The 17,702-nt window shown below is 47.2% G+C and carries 12 protein-coding genes; 4 read left to right on the plus strand and 8 right to left on the minus strand.

What is annotated here, in order from left to right:
• Positions 1 to 167 precede the first annotated feature (167 nt).
• Entirely contained in the window at positions 168 to 2,216 is a 2,049-nt protein-coding gene (locus tag DW083_RS02485; RefSeq protein WP_158582077.1) for a HAMP domain-containing sensor histidine kinase, read from the plus strand.
• A 180-nt stretch (positions 2,217 to 2,396) separates the two neighbouring features.
• Here DW083_RS02485 and DW083_RS02490 read toward each other — a convergent pair whose 3' ends face one another.
• Positions 2,397 to 4,136 carry a DUF4114 domain-containing protein gene (locus DW083_RS02490; protein ID WP_158582078.1) on the minus strand — a complete coding sequence of 580 codons (1,740 nt, stop codon included), beginning with the start codon at positions 4,134 to 4,136 and terminating at the stop codon, positions 2,397 to 2,399.
• A 250-nt stretch (positions 4,137 to 4,386) separates the two neighbouring features.
• Between DW083_RS02490 and DW083_RS02495 the strand changes: the two genes are divergently transcribed.
• Together DW083_RS02495 and DW083_RS02500 are read left to right on the plus strand one after the other, a co-directional pair.
• Positions 4,387 to 6,435, plus strand: a complete 2,049-nt coding sequence (locus DW083_RS02495; RefSeq protein ID WP_122331315.1) for an ATP-binding protein — start codon at positions 4,387 to 4,389, stop codon at positions 6,433 to 6,435.
• A gap of 62 nt (positions 6,436 to 6,497) precedes the next feature.
• Positions 6,498 to 7,745, plus strand: coding sequence for a DUF3843 family protein (locus DW083_RS02500; RefSeq protein ID WP_122331316.1), 1,248 nt, complete (start codon positions 6,498 to 6,500; stop codon positions 7,743 to 7,745).
• 4 nt (positions 7,746 to 7,749) lie between these two features.
• Here DW083_RS02500 and DW083_RS02505 read toward each other — a convergent pair whose 3' ends face one another.
• Complete coding sequence (locus DW083_RS02505; protein WP_122331317.1) at positions 7,750 to 8,781, minus strand: Gfo/Idh/MocA family protein; 1,032 nt, start codon at positions 8,779 to 8,781, stop codon at positions 7,750 to 7,752.
• Between the two features lie 16 nt (positions 8,782 to 8,797).
• Complete coding sequence (locus DW083_RS02510; RefSeq protein WP_115500474.1) at positions 8,798 to 9,514, minus strand: 2-phosphosulfolactate phosphatase; 717 nt, start codon at positions 9,512 to 9,514, stop codon at positions 8,798 to 8,800.
• Positions 9,515 to 9,720: 206 nt separating this feature from the next.
• Here DW083_RS02510 and DW083_RS02515 point away from each other — a divergent pair, with 206 nt between their 5' ends.
• On the plus strand, positions 9,721 to 10,314 hold the full coding sequence (locus DW083_RS02515) for a DUF4251 domain-containing protein (RefSeq protein ID WP_115500475.1): 594 nt from the start codon (positions 9,721 to 9,723) through the stop codon (positions 10,312 to 10,314).
• A 119-nt stretch (positions 10,315 to 10,433) separates the two neighbouring features.
• On the opposite strand, the gene DW083_RS02520 is transcribed toward DW083_RS02515, so the two are convergent.
• The 5 genes from DW083_RS02520 to DW083_RS02545 form a co-directional block, all read right to left on the minus strand.
• Positions 10,434 to 12,419 (minus strand): glucosamine-6-phosphate deaminase, encoded by a 1,986-nt coding sequence (locus DW083_RS02520; RefSeq protein WP_122331318.1) that lies wholly within the window; start codon positions 12,417 to 12,419, stop codon positions 10,434 to 10,436.
• Positions 12,420 to 12,667: 248 nt separating this feature from the next.
• On the minus strand, positions 12,668 to 13,828 hold the full coding sequence (gene nagA / locus DW083_RS02525) for an N-acetylglucosamine-6-phosphate deacetylase (protein WP_122331319.1): 1,161 nt from the start codon (positions 13,826 to 13,828) through the stop codon (positions 12,668 to 12,670).
• Positions 13,829 to 13,858: 30 nt separating this feature from the next.
• Positions 13,859 to 15,025, minus strand: a complete 1,167-nt coding sequence (gene nagA / locus DW083_RS02530; protein ID WP_115500478.1) for an N-acetylglucosamine-6-phosphate deacetylase — start codon at positions 15,023 to 15,025, stop codon at positions 13,859 to 13,861.
• 746 nt (positions 15,026 to 15,771) lie between these two features.
• On the minus strand, positions 15,772 to 16,971 hold the full coding sequence (locus DW083_RS02540) for a 6-bladed beta-propeller (protein ID WP_122331321.1): 1,200 nt from the start codon (positions 16,969 to 16,971) through the stop codon (positions 15,772 to 15,774).
• Between the two features lie 25 nt (positions 16,972 to 16,996).
• Positions 16,997 to 17,671 carry an ABC transporter ATP-binding protein gene (locus tag DW083_RS02545; protein ID WP_115500909.1) on the minus strand — a complete coding sequence of 225 codons (675 nt, stop codon included), beginning with the start codon at positions 17,669 to 17,671 and terminating at the stop codon, positions 16,997 to 16,999.
• Positions 17,672 to 17,702 lie beyond the last annotated feature (31 nt).

Below are 17,702 nucleotides of genomic sequence, written 5' to 3' on the forward strand. Positions count from 1 at the left end.
AAAATAATCGCATATTCTTGCGGTTTCTTTCAGCCGATGTAAAACAATCCGACAGCCCTGATTCCGTCCACTTATCTATGATTCAGGCATCTAATACATCATTCATAATCCATATTTCTTTACTATCTTTGTCTTTATTCTCAAATATAATCGAACCAATATTCAGAATGAAGACATACTCTTTTATCATCCTTTTTCTCTATTGCATCTGCAACGTTTCAATGGCTAACGAAGACTCAATGGTACAATCCGAGGATAGCCTCAGCAACGTATTAGCTAAGACAACAGACCCTGCCAAACGTATAGAAATATTACAGGAACTATGTGCCCTAACAACCAACACACCGGCAACACTGAAATGGATACAGCAAACCAGACTGGAAGCCCGAAAGAACAACTCGCGGGAAAACGAAGACTGGGCACTCGGACATCTGGCAGTCTACTTCTACAATTTCGAAATGCTGGATAGCCTCATCTATTATACATCACAATCCGACTCACTCTCCAAGGTAATGGGGAAACACAGCAGCTACTACTATGGTTCACAAGCACTGTTATGCCAAAACCTCCTGTGGATCGGACAACGGGAAAAGGCCTCCGACACTGCCATCCGCCTCTTCAAGCAAGCGAAGGAGGAGAATAGTACGAACGGCATTATTAACCTTGGGGAGACTCTCGGACTTATCAACCAACAAATCGGACAGGACAGTATTGCCGTCACCTACCTGAAGGAAAGCCTGGATATGCTGATCGAAACCTCGGGAAAAGTACCCTACATCATCCGCGTACTCAACAGTATCATCGACTCAGAACTGAAACTCAAGCGGTTTGACGATGCCCGCAAACATATAGAAGAGTTACAGGCCCACTTAGACAAAATGAAGAAGAACATTCCTAACTCGGGAATGTCCCAATTGTACAGCAGCAATTATCTGTTGTCTGAAGCATTTTACATCAACTTGTTCGTACAACTTGGAAATGCAGACGAAGCTAAGAAACACCTCCTAATGGCCCAATCGTATGAGAATGATATAAACGATGGATACGTCGAACACTTCTATAAGCTCAGTCTGGCCGCCTACTACAAACTGACGAAACAATATGCCCAGGCACTCAACATCGTCAACCAGGCGATGGAGCTCAACGACTCGCCCGAGACGATGAAGCTCAAAGCAGAAATACTGTTCGACAAGGGAGACTCCCGTGAAGCCGCCATCCAATACCGTGATGCACTCGAACAGAATGAGAGCCAGAACGTCGAGACATTCATCCGCCAGATAAGCGAACTCCGCGCCATCCATGACACGAACCAGCTGAAATTGGAGGTGAAAGAACTCCGTGTCAAAGAACTCGAACTGGAAGCCAAACAACAGCAACTGAAATGGTCGATTGCCCTGACTTCCCTTTTCCTCATCATCCTGATACTGGGAACTTTTGTCTTTATTCATACCCGCAGGCTGAACAACGAGTTGAAAAAGGATAAGCGGGCTCTACTAAAATCGGAAAAAGAACTGCGTATTGCCCGCGACCACGCCGAGGAATCGGACCGCCTGAAAAGTCTGTTCCTCTCCAATATGAGCCACGAGATACGTACCCCGCTGAATGCGATCGTCGGGTTCGCCCAACTATTGGATATTGAAACAGAGGAAGGGGATGAACGGAAAGAGTATACCAAAGTCATTATGGACAATTCAGCCCTTCTGCTCAACCTGGTCAACGACATCTTGGATATCTCCCGCCTCGAATCGGAACGATACCGTTTCTCTTTTGCCGAAGAGAATTTAGCAGAGTGTTGTCGGGCGGCACTGACGAGCGCGGAACATCGCGTAAAACCGGGCGTGGAACTGCGGTTCTCTCCCGAAAGTGAAGACTTCATACTGAACACGGATAAGCTGCGCCTGCAACAGGTATTAATCAATCTGGTCGGCAATGCGACCAAGTTTACCAAGCAGGGTTTTATTGAACTGGCATTCACTGTTGATAAGAAAAATGATCTGGTTCGCTTCACCGTCACAGATACCGGTTGTGGCATACCGGCGGATAAACAAGACGCCATCTTCGAGCGTTTCGAGAAGCTGAACGAATATGTACAAGGTACAGGGTTAGGACTTTCCATTTGCAGGATCATTGCCGAACGATTCGGTGGCGATGTTATGCTGGACAAAAAATACACCGGCGGTGCACGCTTCATCTTCACACACTCCTTAAATATATAATAAGGGGATGTGTCAAAAGTAAGTTCTAACGCTTTAGTGTGTCATTGCGGGCTTGACCCGCAGCCTCATACTAAACTGATTTACAGTAATTAGGATAAGATGGCGGGTCAAGCCCGCCAAGACACAGACGCTATAAATAGGACTTTTGACACATCCCCCTAAATATGGACCATCCAACTCCTATTCGACAATATGCGGAGAATAGGGACCGGGAACTAAATCCTCAAACTGTTCCCAAGGGATCGGATCGAACTCCATTTCCACCGTAATACGGATTGGTTCGTTCGCATCGATCTTGTTACGTAAGGAAAGAATCTTGCGGAGAATTTCTTCGTTCGCTGTATTCTTCCGGATCGACATAGCGTAGGCATCAACTTCCATTTCGACCTCGACTGTCATGCCACGTACGGTAGTCTTGACAAAGATACGTTTCTTTTCCGTGGTAGCCGTCTTGGTCCTGCGGATCGTCGTCTTAACGAATATACGGGAAGACGCAGCGTTAACAGGCTGTTCGACTATCAAACTGTTCATCGTACGGCTGTTAGCAACGATCAGTTCTTCTTTCAGCCCGACGATACTGCCGTAGCTATCCAAATTCTCCTGATCGGAGACATTCCAGTTTAATGTAGACTTGGAGGCAATCCAAAGATCATTCCAGAAATCAGGATCGTCGGAAGGGAGATCCATCACTTCAGACAACTGCTGTATGGCATCCACATCTTCCGTTTCTTCAGTAGCACCGCTGCCATCCGGGATCTCCGGTATGTCATACGTGATAGCGTCAGCCGGATAAGAGGAAACGTGGAACATCAGGTCGTTGCAATCGCCATCACCCTTCAGAAGGTTGATACGTTCGTTCGGCAGGTCTTCAAAACCGACAACGACGAAATTATCTTTCTTGAACAACACCGTATGGCTCTTATTACCGGACTCCGGGTTCCATTCGGGATAAGAATAGAAACGGAACTTACCGTCACTGACCGTACGGTTCAACAAATTATAACCATCGGAACGGAGTACCCAACCGATGGAAGTCCCTTGCGGGAAGGTGTTTTCCAACCGACCTGTCTCAGGATTATAATACTTCAACTGGACAGCCTCTCCGGCTTTCAAGCCTGAACTGAGAAGACGGACAATGCTTGCCCTCGGGAACGCTATAATCTCTTTGATCGAAGCGGGATCTACATCTTTAATATCCCCTTTGTAAGAGAAATATCCCAGCACGTTATCAAACAAACTGCCGGAATGGAGCATACTCACCCAAATCTGAGCGTCTTTCTGCACATAGATGTCAGTCCGCTTACGATACTCCGGCGCGGCACTCTTCCATTCCGGAAATGCCTGGTTAATCGCCTTCAAGATAGAACTGCTGACGTCTTCCTTCTTGGTAATATAATCCGGCTTACCCAACGAATTCCAGCCGCCGAGCTTCAGATAGGGGAAATTATCGGACCAACCGAGCAAAGCTTTTGTCTCCGCATCGTTCCGGCTCTGTTCGACTTCTTTAAAATCCGCCGTTCCATTTGCAATCCGACCATACAACAGGGAGGGGACTCCTATATAAGAAGAATAGACATACAAATCCCCGGCTTGCTCCGGTAGCAGGCGGGACAGCATATATTCTCCCCGACCGTTCGTGATGCCGGTAAAGATAGGCGACAGATTCGACTTCTTAACCAATAAGCCACCCTGAGTTTCGAGCGGATTTTCTCCATAGACCTCAAATGACACGCGGTAACCATCCGGCACGTCATATTTGAGATTGAACATTACCGGTTGTGCACCGATCTCGGCAATTGCATTTTGCCGGCCATAGGAATCACCTGTTCCAATCTCTTTCAAGTCCGTATCCGAACAGGAAACGAGCAATAACAAGACAAGATTCCATAAAGAATTCTGAAGAATACATTTTGTGTTCATAGGCAACATTAATAACCCTTTTTACTACACAAAGAAAGTAATAATTATCAATAAACAAGCATATAAATGACATATTTATTCAAACATGCATATATTCGCCGGGCAACGATCTTTTTTTTTTAACGCTTGAATATCAAAAATAGAATAACCATTAAGAATGATATGATATGATTTATCAAACATTATATATATCTTTGTAAACATATCATGAATTAAAAATACTATACATACTAATACATAAACAGGCCCCATGAGCAAGAATAAGATTTTCCTCCAACTGATATTCTGCCTCTGCAGCATTGTCACGTTATATGGTTCCGAATTGGAACAGCGAAAAGACAGTATTAAAGAATTGCTTATGGTTACATCCGAAACCAATAAACGTCTGGAATTACTGGAAAAGATGTCTTACCTTTCCATGGACGATTCAACCGGATATTTCTGGTTGAACCAATTACGGAAAGAGGCAAGTGAAGCACGGGATACGGATAAAGAAGGATGGGCGATCCGTACACTGGTCCGCTTCTATTACAATATGGGAGATGTAGACAACGTCTCGCACTATGTGTCCCGAATCGATTCTCTTGCCAAAGTGACGGGAGAGTATAAAGATTACTATTTCGATGCTCATACCTTCCTCTGCCAACTCCTGCTCTGGGACGACCAATTTGAGAAAGCAGCAGACGCTGCCATACGTTTGTATAACCTGGCTAAAGAAGAAAAGAATGAAACCGGTATTATCTGTAGTTGCGAAACACAGGGACTGATCAATCAACGAATTGGCCGTGACAGTGTCGCCGTCGATTTTTTCCTCGAAGGGTTGGATCTACTGCAAACAAGAAAAACAGAGTATCGCTACGTCGTCCAATACCTCAACAATATGATCGAATCCGAGTTAAAACTGAATAGGTTCGAGAGCGTCCACAAACATCTCGATCAGTTGCAAACATTGATTGCCGACATCAAAAGCGGAAATTACGGTCCCGACCCTTCCTTTCCCTACGACCGCTGCACATTGCTGTCGGAGGCCTTTTATCTCAGTCTATACGTCCGTCAGAAGAATACTCCGGAAGCCAAAAAACACATGGAGGCCGCAATTCCCTATCTTGACAATTTGGATGATACATATGTGCGCATCTTCTATATGTTTAATGTGGCCAGCTACTACAAATTAGCAGGCCAATATACACAGGCTCTGAATACAATCAACGCTGTGGCGGAACTGGATAACAGTCCGGACGTAAAAAAGCTGAGAGCCGAGATACTGATGGATATGGGAAACACGCGCGAAGCAGCCCTGCAATACAAGGAAGCATTAGTACAAAATGAAGAGATAAACAGCGCCTCCTTTGTCCGGCAGTTGAGCCAACTGCATGCACTCCACGACATGAACAACCTCGAACTCCAGATAAAAGAGCTTCGCGTGGCAGAGCTCGAACTGGGAGCAAAACAGCAACAGTTGAAATGGACGCTTGCCCTGGCCGGCTTATTTCTGGTCATACTGATATTGGGTACAATCATTTATATGCACACCCACAAGCTGAAGAATGAACTGCAAAAAGATAAACAGGCCTTATTGGAATCGGAGAAAGCATTGAGAATCGCCCGTGACCATGCGGAAGAATCCGACCGTCTGAAAAGCCTGTTCCTTTCAAATATGAGCCACGAGATCCGCACTCCGTTGAATGCCATTGTCGGGTTTGCCCAGATTCTGGATGTGGAAACGGAAATAGGAGACGAACGGAAAGAATATACGCGTATCATCATGGATAACTCGGCTCTCCTGCTCAACCTGGTCAATGACATTCTGGATATTTCCCGCCTGGAATCAGAAAGATACCGCTTCACTTTTGCCGAAGAGAATCTGACGGAGTGTTGCCGCAGCGCACTGATGAGCGTGGAACACCGTGTGAAACCCGGAGTCGAACTGAGACTCACACCCGAAAACGAAAACTTCACCCTGAAAACAGACAAACTACGCCTCCAGCAAGTGCTGATCAACCTGGTCGGGAACGCAACCAAATTTACGGAGCGCGGTTTCATCGAACTGGCTTACACGATCGACGAAGCAAACGGAGTCGTACGTTTCACCGTCACCGACACCGGTTGCGGAATACCGGCGGATAAGCAAGACGCTATATTCGAACGCTTTGAGAAACTGAACGAATGCGTGCAGGGAACCGGATTGGGGCTTTCCATCTGCCGTATCATAGCCGAACGTTTTGAAGGAGAGGTTACGTTGGATAAAGATTACACCGACGGGGCACGCTTTATTTTCACGCATTCTCTCCACCTCTAAAATATTTGTTACATTTGTGCCCTTAATTAACTAATAATTATGAGCACAAATAAGTCCAAGATATGAAGAACATTAAAATTTACCCGAAAGATTGGTTGCAACTGCATCCCTATAAACAATCCGACTCGACAGACCTATATTATACCCATATAGCAAACCGTATTTATGATATGCTGGAAGAGACGCATCTTGCCAACTCTTTTGATAAAGAAGAAGTCAAGCAGATCAGTATGCGTATGGCCGCCCATTTCGAAGATGTCATTTCCGGCCTGAATATCTGGCGTTCGTTTATCAGGGAACATAAGGCGCTATACGGCAAATACCTGCCGTTCTATACGCCCGGCGACTACTACTACGAAGACGAGGTCAACTACGAAGATATCCGGTTCCTGCTTTGGCATTATACACAACAATACCACGGAGCCCGTAAAGGGACATTTGTCAGTCCGGACAATGCGGCAAACGGGGATACGGCAGGCTTGATTTACCAGTTATTTTGCGACGAATGGACTACTGCTCCCGAAAACGAAAGGATGCAACAGCTTTTTGCACCGGAAACCCGGTATGAAGAAGAATCGCAATATAATGAACTGTTGTACTGGTTCCATTATAAATGTTATCTGTTTACCGATGCACAGGAAGTATTAACCGGAGCAATCAAAGAATACTGGCAACAAACCGAAGAACGGAACGATCAGGCCATTATGGTCATCCACGATTCTCTGGCCCGCATCTCAAAAAGTCCTTTCCTTGCCTACACGTCTCCGAAATGGCTTTCCCTGATCCTTCCGGCCGAACACCCGGACCATGAGCTGTTTGTCGGGGAAGGCGAGAAAACCCAGTCGTTCAAAGAACCGGTATCGGAAGAAGCCGAAAAAACATTAGCCGAACATTTCAGGAAGTTCACTGCTGCCGCAGAAGGCAAACCGCTTCTTTATTTCAAAACCAAACAAGAGTTCCTGGATTTTCTCACAAATATCGGCATAGACACGCAAGGCGCAGCCGGTGACACCGTTCCACAGAAATTTGCCGTTTACGCCACACCAACAGAAGGACTGCAAGTCCTGACTAACGGAGTCGAATATATCAAAGATGAAAACAACCCCTTCTACGATCAGAAGAAAGCGGAAGACCAAGGTATCTCTTTCTTTATGGTCAAACGATGCAGCCCTTATCTGCTCCGGATACTGGAAGAAAAAGGCATGCTGACAGACGCCCAGGCCAAAAGCCTGCTCGGCGAAGAACGCAGCAAGGCGATCATTCATGAGAACTGGGACTTCCTGATGCGCTATTTCCTCCGGGAATATTGATCTGTCATTCCTGATCCGCCGGATAGACAATCCCTAACTGCCGGCGGACCTCATCTATTATTTCCAGGGTGATGAGTGAATGCTCATGGCTGTTAATCGCGGATTCGCGTCTACCGGACAGGACCAGGTCGATAAACTCGGCAACCTCATAATAATACTCGTCCCGATCCGTCACGGCGCTGATATCCTGCGGTTCGGCAACCGGACCTTTACCGGAAGCCGCTGCCAGGCGAGGCGTATAGGTGACTTTGCTGATGATATTGATCCGGTCGAGCGTCATATTGCCGTCTTCACCCTGTATCTCCGTCGGAAGAGACGAGTTGGCAATCTTGGAATAGAGAACCGTCGCATTCATTCCGTCATATTCAAAGTTGACCGCCCCCTGCCCGTCCGCTCCTGATGACAGGACGATTCCGGAAGCATCTATCTTGTTCGGATGGCCGAATAAAACAACCATCGGATAAACCGTATAGATGCCGATATCCATCATCGCCCCGTTCGACAATTCCGGCTTGAAAGCATTCAGGACAATCCCTTCTTTAAATTTGTCATAACGGGAAGAATACTGGCAATAGGAAGAGAAATAGCGGCGCACAATCCCCAACCGTCCTAAATTCTCCCGTACAGACAGGAAATTAGGGGTAAGTGTCGGCTTCATGGCCTCCATCAACGTAACATTATATGCACGGGATGCAGCAATCATCTCCCCCGCCTCCCGGGCATTCGACGCGAAAGGTTTCTCACAAAGCACATGTTTACCGTGTTTCATACACAAGATACTTTGTTCGGCATGGAGGAAATTCGGCGAGGCGATATACACCGCATCGACCAGCGGGCTCTTCGCCATCTCTTCCAGTGAAGTGAATGTATGCGGTATCTGATGTTTGGCTGCGAAAGCATCCGCCGTCTCCTGCTTGCGGGAACAGACTGCCGCCAACTCGAAGCGTTCGTCCTGCCGGGCCCCGGCGATCACCCAGTCGGTTATAAAGTTCGTACCGACCACTCCAAAACGTACTTTTCCGGTATGTTTATCCATCTATTCTATCTCCTCATTAACGTAATATCAATACTCCATCTTCGGTCACAACAAGTTCGGGCACCTTGTCTGTCAGATTCAACGTCAGACAATAGGGCACGGCATCTTCCAGATGATTGGCTTTCAGGCGCGCTATATGCTCGGACAGCTCCAGATAGCCAGCCGGGTCTTTCTTGTTATTCGTCCACATATCACGGGCTATCACAGCGGCATCGCTCCCCGTCCCATACAGGCCGGTATTGACCAGGATATCGGCCAAGGCTCCCCCGAAAAGCGTATCTTCCATATTCACCTTATCCTGCCATCCGGAACACAGCACGACTACATCCCGTTTATACGCCAGGCAATAACCGGCTACGGCATGCAAATTGATAAACGCTCCCGTCACCACCCGGTAAGCCGAACGGGCAATCGTGATCGCACGTGTGCCATTGGTGGTGGTAAAGACGATATCTTTTCCGGAAACCTTTTCCGGCGTATAGTCGAACGGAGAATTGCCGAAGTCGGCAAACTCACACCGTTTCACATTCCGTTCGGCACCGACCAGCCACCCTTTTGCCTTATACGCCTGTGCCTCCTCGACCGTCGCCACCGGACGAATACTGCGCACGCCATTACCGAAAGCGGCAGCCATTGTCGTTGTTGCCCGGAATACATCCACCACGACAACGATCGCTTCCGGATTATGGTAAACCGGGTATAAAGCCGGTGAAAAACAAACATCTATTTTCATATCAATCGATTATTATCCGTACAAAAATACAGGATAAATCATTTCCGAGCACCATTCCAGGCAAGTTTCCCGCATAAATATCGCGATTAACATAAATACTCCGATAGAATGTTATTGTATCTGTAATCGCGTACTTGCCAGAAACATTTCCACTATCCGGTTGTTTTTCTATTACATTTTTGAATAAACGTTTTAAACTAAATTGTATGAAAAGAATTGTATCAATGATGGTGGTCTGCACCCTTCTGTTGGGTGGCATGACACACGTGCAGGCTCAGACAAGCAAGGCTGCAGAAAAGGCTGAAAAAAAGCTGGAAAGAAAAGAGAAAAAAGAGGAAAGGTTAGCTAAGGATGCCGTTATGGGCGAAGAGGCATTCAACAATGCCATGCAGGCTATCACAAACCAGTCGTTCGTTCTCGAAGCCAACTCCGTACAACCGTTGAACGGGCGCGTTTACTATGTAAACTCCAACACCAACTTCGTTTCGCTGAACGACGGACAGGCAATGGTACAGATTGCTTCCAACTCTCCCTATCCCGGCCCTAACGGATTAGGCGGTATCACCGTACAGGGATCTGCCTCCAACGTACAGGTCAAACAGGAAAACAACGGAAACGTATATCTGTCCATGAGTGTACAGGGCATCTTTATCTCTGCTACCGTCAATCTCGTCTTGTACAGCGGGACCAACAATGCAATGGTAACCGTAGACCCGAACTTCTCAGGAAACGATCTGACAATGAACGGAACTTTGCTTCCTTATTCAGATTCTAACGTGTTCCAGGGAACTACCTACTAATAAATTACCGGACACAGATTTCACAGAAGACGCAGAATAACGCAGACAATATTTATTACAAATAAAAGTCTGCGTTTTTCTGCGTCTTCTGCGTTGTCTGCGTCCGGTTTTAACAGGGTTTATCGAACCGGAACATATTGCACGAATGCTTCCATCGCTTCATAAGAAGCAAGGCCCAACTGGTGATACAGCTCGGCTGTAGCCCGGTTACGGTCTTCGGCACGCTGCCAGAACAAACGTTCGTCATCACCCAGGAACGGAGCGCTTTCGGCCTGCGACTGGTGTTTCAGGATCGCATTCCGCTTATGGCGCAATTCTTCGGGAGAGATAGGCACAGCCATTTCCACATGGTCCATTTCCCACTCGGCCCATGCACCGCGGTACATCCAGATACGGCAGTTCTTCAACCATTCTTCGTCTTTCAGCTCATCGAGGGCTGCCAGGACAGCATTCAGACAGACACGGTGAGTCCCGTGCGGGTCGGCAAGGTCACCGGCCACAAACATTTCGTCGGGCTGCACATCCATCAGCAACTTTTTTACGATTGCGATGTCGGCTTCTCCCAGGTCGTTCTTCTTCACCAACCCGGTTTCGTAAAACGGCAGGTCGAGGAAGTGGATATGGTCGTCACTCTTGATGCCGCTGTAACGGGCACCGGCACGGGCTTCTTCCCGGCGGATCGTACCTTTCATAAAGAGCACGTCACGCTTTTCAGCCTCGCCTTCCACCTTCTCATAACGCAGGAAGTGGATGATTTCTTCGGCTTTCTTCTTCACCGTTTCGTCTTTTGTGTACTTTTCACATACGTCGCGCAGGTATTCGCAGTAGCGGATTACCTCTTCATCGCCGACCGCAATGTTTCCGGAAGTCTCATAAGCGACATGCACATCGTGGTGCTGTTCGCACAGGCGATGGAATGTTCCACCCATGGAAATCACATCATCATCGGGGTGCGGGCTAAATATTATCACCTTCTTCGGATACGGAGTGGCACGTTCGGGGCGGTTCGAATCGTCGGCATTCGGCTTGCCGCCCGGCCATCCGGTAATCGTGTGCTGGATATCGTTGAATACTTTGATATTTACGTTATAAGCGGAACCGTAAAGGGCAAGCAATTCACCCAGGCCATTTTCGCTGTAATCCTTGTTTGTCAGCTTCAGGATCGGCTTGCCGGTCAACTGGCACAACCAAACGATTGCACGGCGGATCAGCTTATTGTCCCATTCGCAATTGGTCACTAACCAGGGATGGCTGATACGGGTCAGATCGTAAGCGGCGGACAAGTCGACCACTACTTTCGCATTCGTATGGTTCTGCAGATAAGAAGAGGGAACAGCGTCGCTCACCTTGCCTTCCACTGTCTTTGCAATGATATTGGCTTTATCCTCGCCCCATGCCATCAGGATCACATTACGTGCCCTCATCATGGTTGCAATACCCATCGTAATAACGCCGGCCGGAACATTATCTAATGACGGGAATGTACGGGAAGCCTCTTTACGGGCTGCACCTTCCAGCAGAACCAGGCGTGTACGGGAACTCAAACTTGCTCCGACACCGTTGAACATGATATTGCTGGCATGTCCTACGCCTAACAGAATGTAATCCAAACCGCCTGCCTTCTGGATATTTTCTTCATACATCCGGCAGAAATCGATGATAGCATCTTTCGGCATACAACCATCGGGTGCATACACATTCTCAGGAGCGATATCGATATGATCTAACAAAGCCTCTTTCAACTGTGCCACATTACCGGCGGAAGAAGAAACAAGCGGGTAAAATTCATACTCAACAAAGAGAACCACATTGCGGAAGCTCAATTGCTCTTCCTTATGCATGCGGATCAATTCCTTATATATGCTCAACGGAGAACGGCCTCCGGGAATAGCCATCACGAAGTTTTCTCCGATTTCCTGTTTCTTGCGGATTTGATCTGCGATCTCTTTGGCAATAGCAAACGAGCCTTCATCGGCCGATTTATAGATGTTTGTCGGAATCTTTTCCAGACGGGTTAAAACTGAATGCTCGAAAGCATTTTCCGGACGATAGTACCGTTGCGGTATTCTCGTCAGGGTAATCTGCGAACTAAGGTCTGTCTTCATGTTTAATTATTGATTTAGTATATCATTCATAACTTGAATCACAAATATAACAATTAATCTACGAATCCAGCTTTACAAACCATTTAAAAAATCAATACATCGATAGGAAGTATATATAAAACTTAGATTTACTGGACGCAGACAGGCGCAGATGACGCAGAGGAACACAGATAATTATTGTTTTAAAAGAAAATAAGTCTGCGTTCCTCTGCGTCATCTGCGCCCGTCTGCGTCCGGTAATACAAACATTAATATAATGTATTGGCATCCGGAACAAGATGTCCCAGCGACCAAACGGCACGGACAGCCAGGTTGCGGTCCATGATGATGATATCGGCATCCTTGCCGCGCTGCAAAGTTCCCGTACGGTCGGCAACCCCCATCAGGCGCGCCGGCGTTTCGGAAGCCATACGGATTGCATCGGCCAATGGGATATTCGCCTTCTGGACCATTGTGCGGACCAGTACGTCCATCGTCGCAATACTTCCGGCAAGCGAAGAGTGGTCTGCCAGCTTACAAACACCGTCTTCTATGATAATGCGCGAATCTTCATCCGGCTTTATATCGCTGGCGGCATACGACAACGCGTCGGTCACCAGACAAGTGCGTTCCACACCTTTCAACTTGTAGACCAGGCGGAGGATCGTGGAAGGTAAATGCTTGCCGTCAGCTATCACTTCAACTGTCATATCATCCATCAGGAACACGCTTTCCACCGTTCCCTCATATTTATATTCACGACGCTTATGGAAACCGGGCATTGCATTATAAAACTGGGCGGCATGTGTGAAACCGGCAGCATAAGCAGCCTTGATATCTCCAAACTCGGCTTCCGTATGCGTGATAGCCGCCAAAATGCCTTTCGACCGGAGGTAACGGGCAAAGTCATGCGCACCGGGCAATTCCGGACTGGCATCCCAACGCTTGATGCAACCGGTACTTTCCAGAATAGAAGTATATTCCTCTTTATCCGGGTCTTTCACATCATACAGGCTGCCTGCCATCTTTGCATTCAGGTAAGGGCCTTCCACATGGAGCCCCAAAACCGTACTGTTCTTTTCAGCCATCAGGCCCTCGCAGATAGAAACCGCTTTGCAAATGGATTCTTTCGGGGAAGCGGACAAAGTAGGGAATATAGTCGTCGCCCCATGTTTCAAGTGGGCTGCAACCGCCGTACGAAAGGCCTCTTCCGTACACTCCTTAAAATCGTGGCCGCCACCGCCGTGCACGTTCATAGCCACAAAACCGGGAACAATATACATTCCCTTGGCATCTATCACCTTGGCGCCTATTACAGCCAGGTCGCTATTTGTCACTTCCAGTATCTTACCGTCACTTACCAATACGGAGCCGTCTTTCAACCATCCCTGCGGGGTGAGAATCTGGCCATTTATAATCTGAGTCAGCATAATTTTCAATTTTCAATTCTCAATTTTCAATTAGAACAGCTTATTGGTTCCTTCAACCAATTTCCCCATCGCCCAAACAGCACGTACATTCAGGTCCTTATCCAAAATCTGGATATCGGCATCCTTACCACGCTGCAAAGAGCCCTTACGGTCATACACGCCCATGATGCGTGCCGGTGTTTCGGAAGCCATACGGACAGCGTCCTCCAACGGGATCTCCGCTTTCTGGACGATCGTACGGATCAGGCGGTCCATCGTGGCGACACTGCCGGCAAGGGCGGAACGGTCCGCCAGTTTGCAAACACCGTCCTCAATGATCACACGCGGGTCGAACGCCGTCTGGCTGTCGCTTGCCGCACAAGCCAGCGCATCGGTAATCAGACAAGTGCGTTCCACCCCTTTGATCTTATAGACCAGACGAAGGATTGTCGGCGGTACATGAATACCGTCAGCCACAACCTCGACCGTCATATCGTCGATCAGGTAGATACTTTCCACCGTCCCTTCATATTTATATTCGCGACGTTTGTGGAAACCCGGCATTGCATTGTAGAAGTGGGTCGCATGCGTATATCCGGCCTCGTAGGCTGTCTGGATATCTTCGTATTCAGCCTGTGTATGCCCGACGGAAGCCACCACGCCTTTCGATGTGATGTATTTTCCGAACTGCATAGCGCCCGGAAGTTCGGGAGCTGCGTCCCAACGTTTGATGCAATGTGTTTCTTCCAGCAAAGGGATGTATTCTTCCGGGTCCGGATTCTTGATGTTTTCAGGCAACTGTCCGCCAGCCATCTTCATGTTGAAGTAGTGCCCTTCGAGGTGAAGTCCCAGAACCGGACTGTCTTTTTCAGCCATCAACTTTTCGGTCGTTGCAGCCGCCTCGCGGATCATCGGGATTGTGGAAGAAGACAGCGTAGGGAAAATACTGGTCGTACCATGCTGCATATGAGCGGCTATTGCCACCCGGAACGCCTCTTCCGTGCCTTCCATAAAGTCACGTCCGCCACCGCCGTGCACATGGATTTCTACTCCGCCCGGCACGATATACATGCCTTTGGCGTCTATCAAAGTGGCTCCAACAACTGCTAAGTCGCAGTTCGTCACTTCCAGAATCTTGTTATCGCTTATCAGAACAGAACCGTCTTTCAACCAGCCCTGTGGGGTAAGGATCTTGCCATTTATAATCTGAGTTAACATAGCGCAAGAATTAAGTTTGTGTTTTTTAGTTTTAAGTAGGCAAAGGTAGAAAGAAATTTAAACGACAATTAAGAATCAAGCGTTAATATTTGCTTTTGGCAAACAAATAATCCGATTATAAAGAAGCAATCTCTTCTTCCGTCAGGCCGGAATAGTTGACGATACTTTCAACTATCGGGGGGGCTTATTGTATAAAACGCTTTTTTAAGGTTCAAAAGACATCCGAAACAAAACAAATGTTAATCCGCTTTTTGGACCTCAAAAAGGGACTTTTTCCTCTTTTTTGAGCGTTTCCAGCAATTACGACCGTCCTCTTTGCCATCGCGACCGTGCTAATGTGTAGTGTACTCGGCAGCTCGCGAAGATTAGGACGGTCGTAATGGAGATTTGGACGGTCGTAATTGGAAAGAGGACCGTTGTAAGGGCAAAAAAGCACCTGAATTTCCTTGGGATATTTGGGACGCCGTCCGTTTTATTTTCAAATATTCGATTCTCCGGGAGTTAAGCTTTATCACATTGTCGGCGTTTCCGTCTTTCGGCAATCAAATTGCACGCTTTTCGGAACGGGCTGCGCACCTCGTTTTTTCTATTGTCAGGAAGGGGAGTTTAAACCGTGAAAAGAGTCAATCTAAAATCGATCAGAATTTCGGACGAAATAGAAAAACGTCCGAAATGGGGGTTATTGTAATATTCATCAGATTTGCAGGAGGTTCAAAACTTGCCAAATATGAGCCATAAATAACGATTTACACTCCTTTCAACTTGTAAAAGATAAAGACCGGATTACTATCTTCTTCCATACTTTTCAGTTGGTCGGGAATTGAGACGGAATGAAGGCTCTTGTAGAAATCAAGTTCGCCAGCCGTTACGACCTGGACCAGATCATTCCCCGCCGTACTTCCCCAAACCGGGAAACCCTGATAACTTCTTGTTCCTAACATTCCATGCAGCAAAGTAGCAACCGACAGTTCTGCCAACGAAACGGGCTGTTCACACTTCTCCACCAATGTCTCACCTGTTTTCTTATCGACGGAAGCAACCAAATGTCCTTGATTATTCCTCAAACGGAAATAATAACGTGCAGGCGTTTCAAAGATATCGGAAACAAAGTAATCTTTATCATCCCCGAAATCCCTCAAACTATTAAAGTCCGTAACATCGACCGAACTGATGATCTCTTTGTCCGAATTCTGTAAACTCAAAACACAAGCAGGCTGAATCTGATTGTCTGACATCCGGTATAGCGTATCATTACTGCCGGTCTTAAATAAAACGGATTTCAACTGTTCGGAATAAGCTGCAGCAATCCGAATAGTCAACCCTGATTTATCATGTGGGACCAAAGGAGAATAAAAATCATTCTTCATAACAACCGTGTCACCGTTTTCCGTAAAGACACCGATACCAAAACTTCCCTCCTGAAAAGGGACGTAGGGCATTGACACAGCTGCCAGGCGGTCCTTGCCAACCGAGTATTGATAGACAACCTGGTAATCATGAGCAAAATGCCGGACAGGTTCCCCGTCCAACGTATATACCTCGACACGGTCTGTACTGAACAAATAAAGACGGTTATTCTTTTCATCCGCCTGCATACTGGCTACATAGCCGCTAAACTCGCCCGGCCCCTGTCCGAACGGGATCAATGTCTTGATAAAATGACCTTGCCTGTCAAACAAGACGATTCGTTGCTCTTTCACCGGAAGCACATAGATATATTGACTCGTAACAGCATAATTGGCAACGCCATCTATCAGCGAAGCATCATCGGAGGTTACTTCCAGGGGCACATACATGACTTCTTCTATTTCATCACTCAGCTTCAGAGTGCCCGGATTACTGATTCCGGCCCTTACATCTGCTACCGGATAAGTTGATGTATCCGATTTAGGTGAACTGCAAGCGATTAAGAGAAAGAACACCCAACTCAAACTTAATTTATTCATCTTTTTCTTAGATTTAAATGTTATCCTATTTTCTGCTTTCAGTCAGTATATTCCCATCTATCATACGGATCAGACGGCCGGCCATCCGGGCATTCTCTTCGGAGTGGGTGACCATTACGACTGTCGTTCCTTCCCGGTTCAGTTCCTGCAACAGGTTCATCACTTCGTTGCCGTTGACAGAGTCCAGGTTCCCGGTCGGTTCATCCGCCAGCACGATATGCGGGTTCGTGACTATGGCACGGGCAATCGCCACACGTTGTTGCTGCCCGCCGGAAAGTTGCTGTGGGAAATGCTCCGAGCGGTGGGCTATCTGCATCCGGTCGAGGGCGGCATTGACTCTATCCACCCGTTCTTTCACCGATACACCGGCGTAGAGCAAAGGAAGTTCCACATTTTCAAAGACCGTCAGTTCGTCTATCAGATTAAAACTCTGAAAAACAAAACCGATATTCCCATTCCGTAAATCCGTCCGGTTGTTCTCCGTGTACCGCGACACTTCCTGCCCGAGGAACCATAGTTCGCCGTCCGTCGGATTATCCAGCAACCCCAACAGATTCAGTAAAGTTGATTTTCCACAACCGGAAGGCCCCATGATTGCCAGGAATTCACCTTCGTTTATTTCCAGATTAATGCCGTTCAAGGCTGTTGTTTCCACGCTTTCCGTGCGGAAAACTTTTGTCAGATTAATTGCTTTTATCATAACTGTTTGCTTTTTATTTCTTATTTATCAT

It is taken from the genome of Parabacteroides sp. AF48-14, from assembly GCF_003477465.1.
Taxonomy (GTDB): Bacteria; Bacteroidota; Bacteroidia; order Bacteroidales; family Tannerellaceae; genus Parabacteroides; species Parabacteroides acidifaciens.

Excerpts from the sequence above, each read along its gene's own strand:
- DW083_RS02485 (WP_158582077.1), top strand. The coding sequence starts at position 168 with ATGAAGACATACTCTTTTATCATCCTTTTTCTCTATTGCATCTGCAAC.
- DW083_RS02490 (WP_158582078.1), bottom strand. The coding sequence starts at position 4,136 with ATGAACACAAAATGTATTCTTCAGAATTCTTTATGGAATCTTGTCTTG.
- DW083_RS02495 (WP_122331315.1), top strand. The coding sequence starts at position 4,387 with ATGAGCAAGAATAAGATTTTCCTCCAACTGATATTCTGCCTCTGCAGC.
- DW083_RS02500 (WP_122331316.1), top strand. The coding sequence starts at position 6,498 with ATGAAGAACATTAAAATTTACCCGAAAGATTGGTTGCAACTGCATCCC.
- DW083_RS02505 (WP_122331317.1), bottom strand. The coding sequence starts at position 8,781 with ATGGATAAACATACCGGAAAAGTACGTTTTGGAGTGGTCGGTACGAAC.
- DW083_RS02510 (WP_115500474.1), bottom strand. The coding sequence starts at position 9,514 with ATGAAAATAGATGTTTGTTTTTCACCGGCTTTATACCCGGTTTACCAT.
- DW083_RS02515 (WP_115500475.1), top strand. The coding sequence starts at position 9,721 with ATGAAAAGAATTGTATCAATGATGGTGGTCTGCACCCTTCTGTTGGGT.
- DW083_RS02520 (WP_122331318.1), bottom strand. The coding sequence starts at position 12,419 with ATGAAGACAGACCTTAGTTCGCAGATTACCCTGACGAGAATACCGCAA.
- nagA (WP_122331319.1), bottom strand. The coding sequence starts at position 13,828 with ATGCTGACTCAGATTATAAATGGCCAGATTCTCACCCCGCAGGGATGG.
- nagA (WP_115500478.1), bottom strand. The coding sequence starts at position 15,025 with ATGTTAACTCAGATTATAAATGGCAAGATCCTTACCCCACAGGGCTGG.
- DW083_RS02540 (WP_122331321.1), bottom strand. The coding sequence starts at position 16,971 with ATGAATAAATTAAGTTTGAGTTGGGTGTTCTTTCTCTTAATCGCTTGC.
- DW083_RS02545 (WP_115500909.1), bottom strand. The coding sequence starts at position 17,671 with ATGATAAAAGCAATTAATCTGACAAAAGTTTTCCGCACGGAAAGCGTG.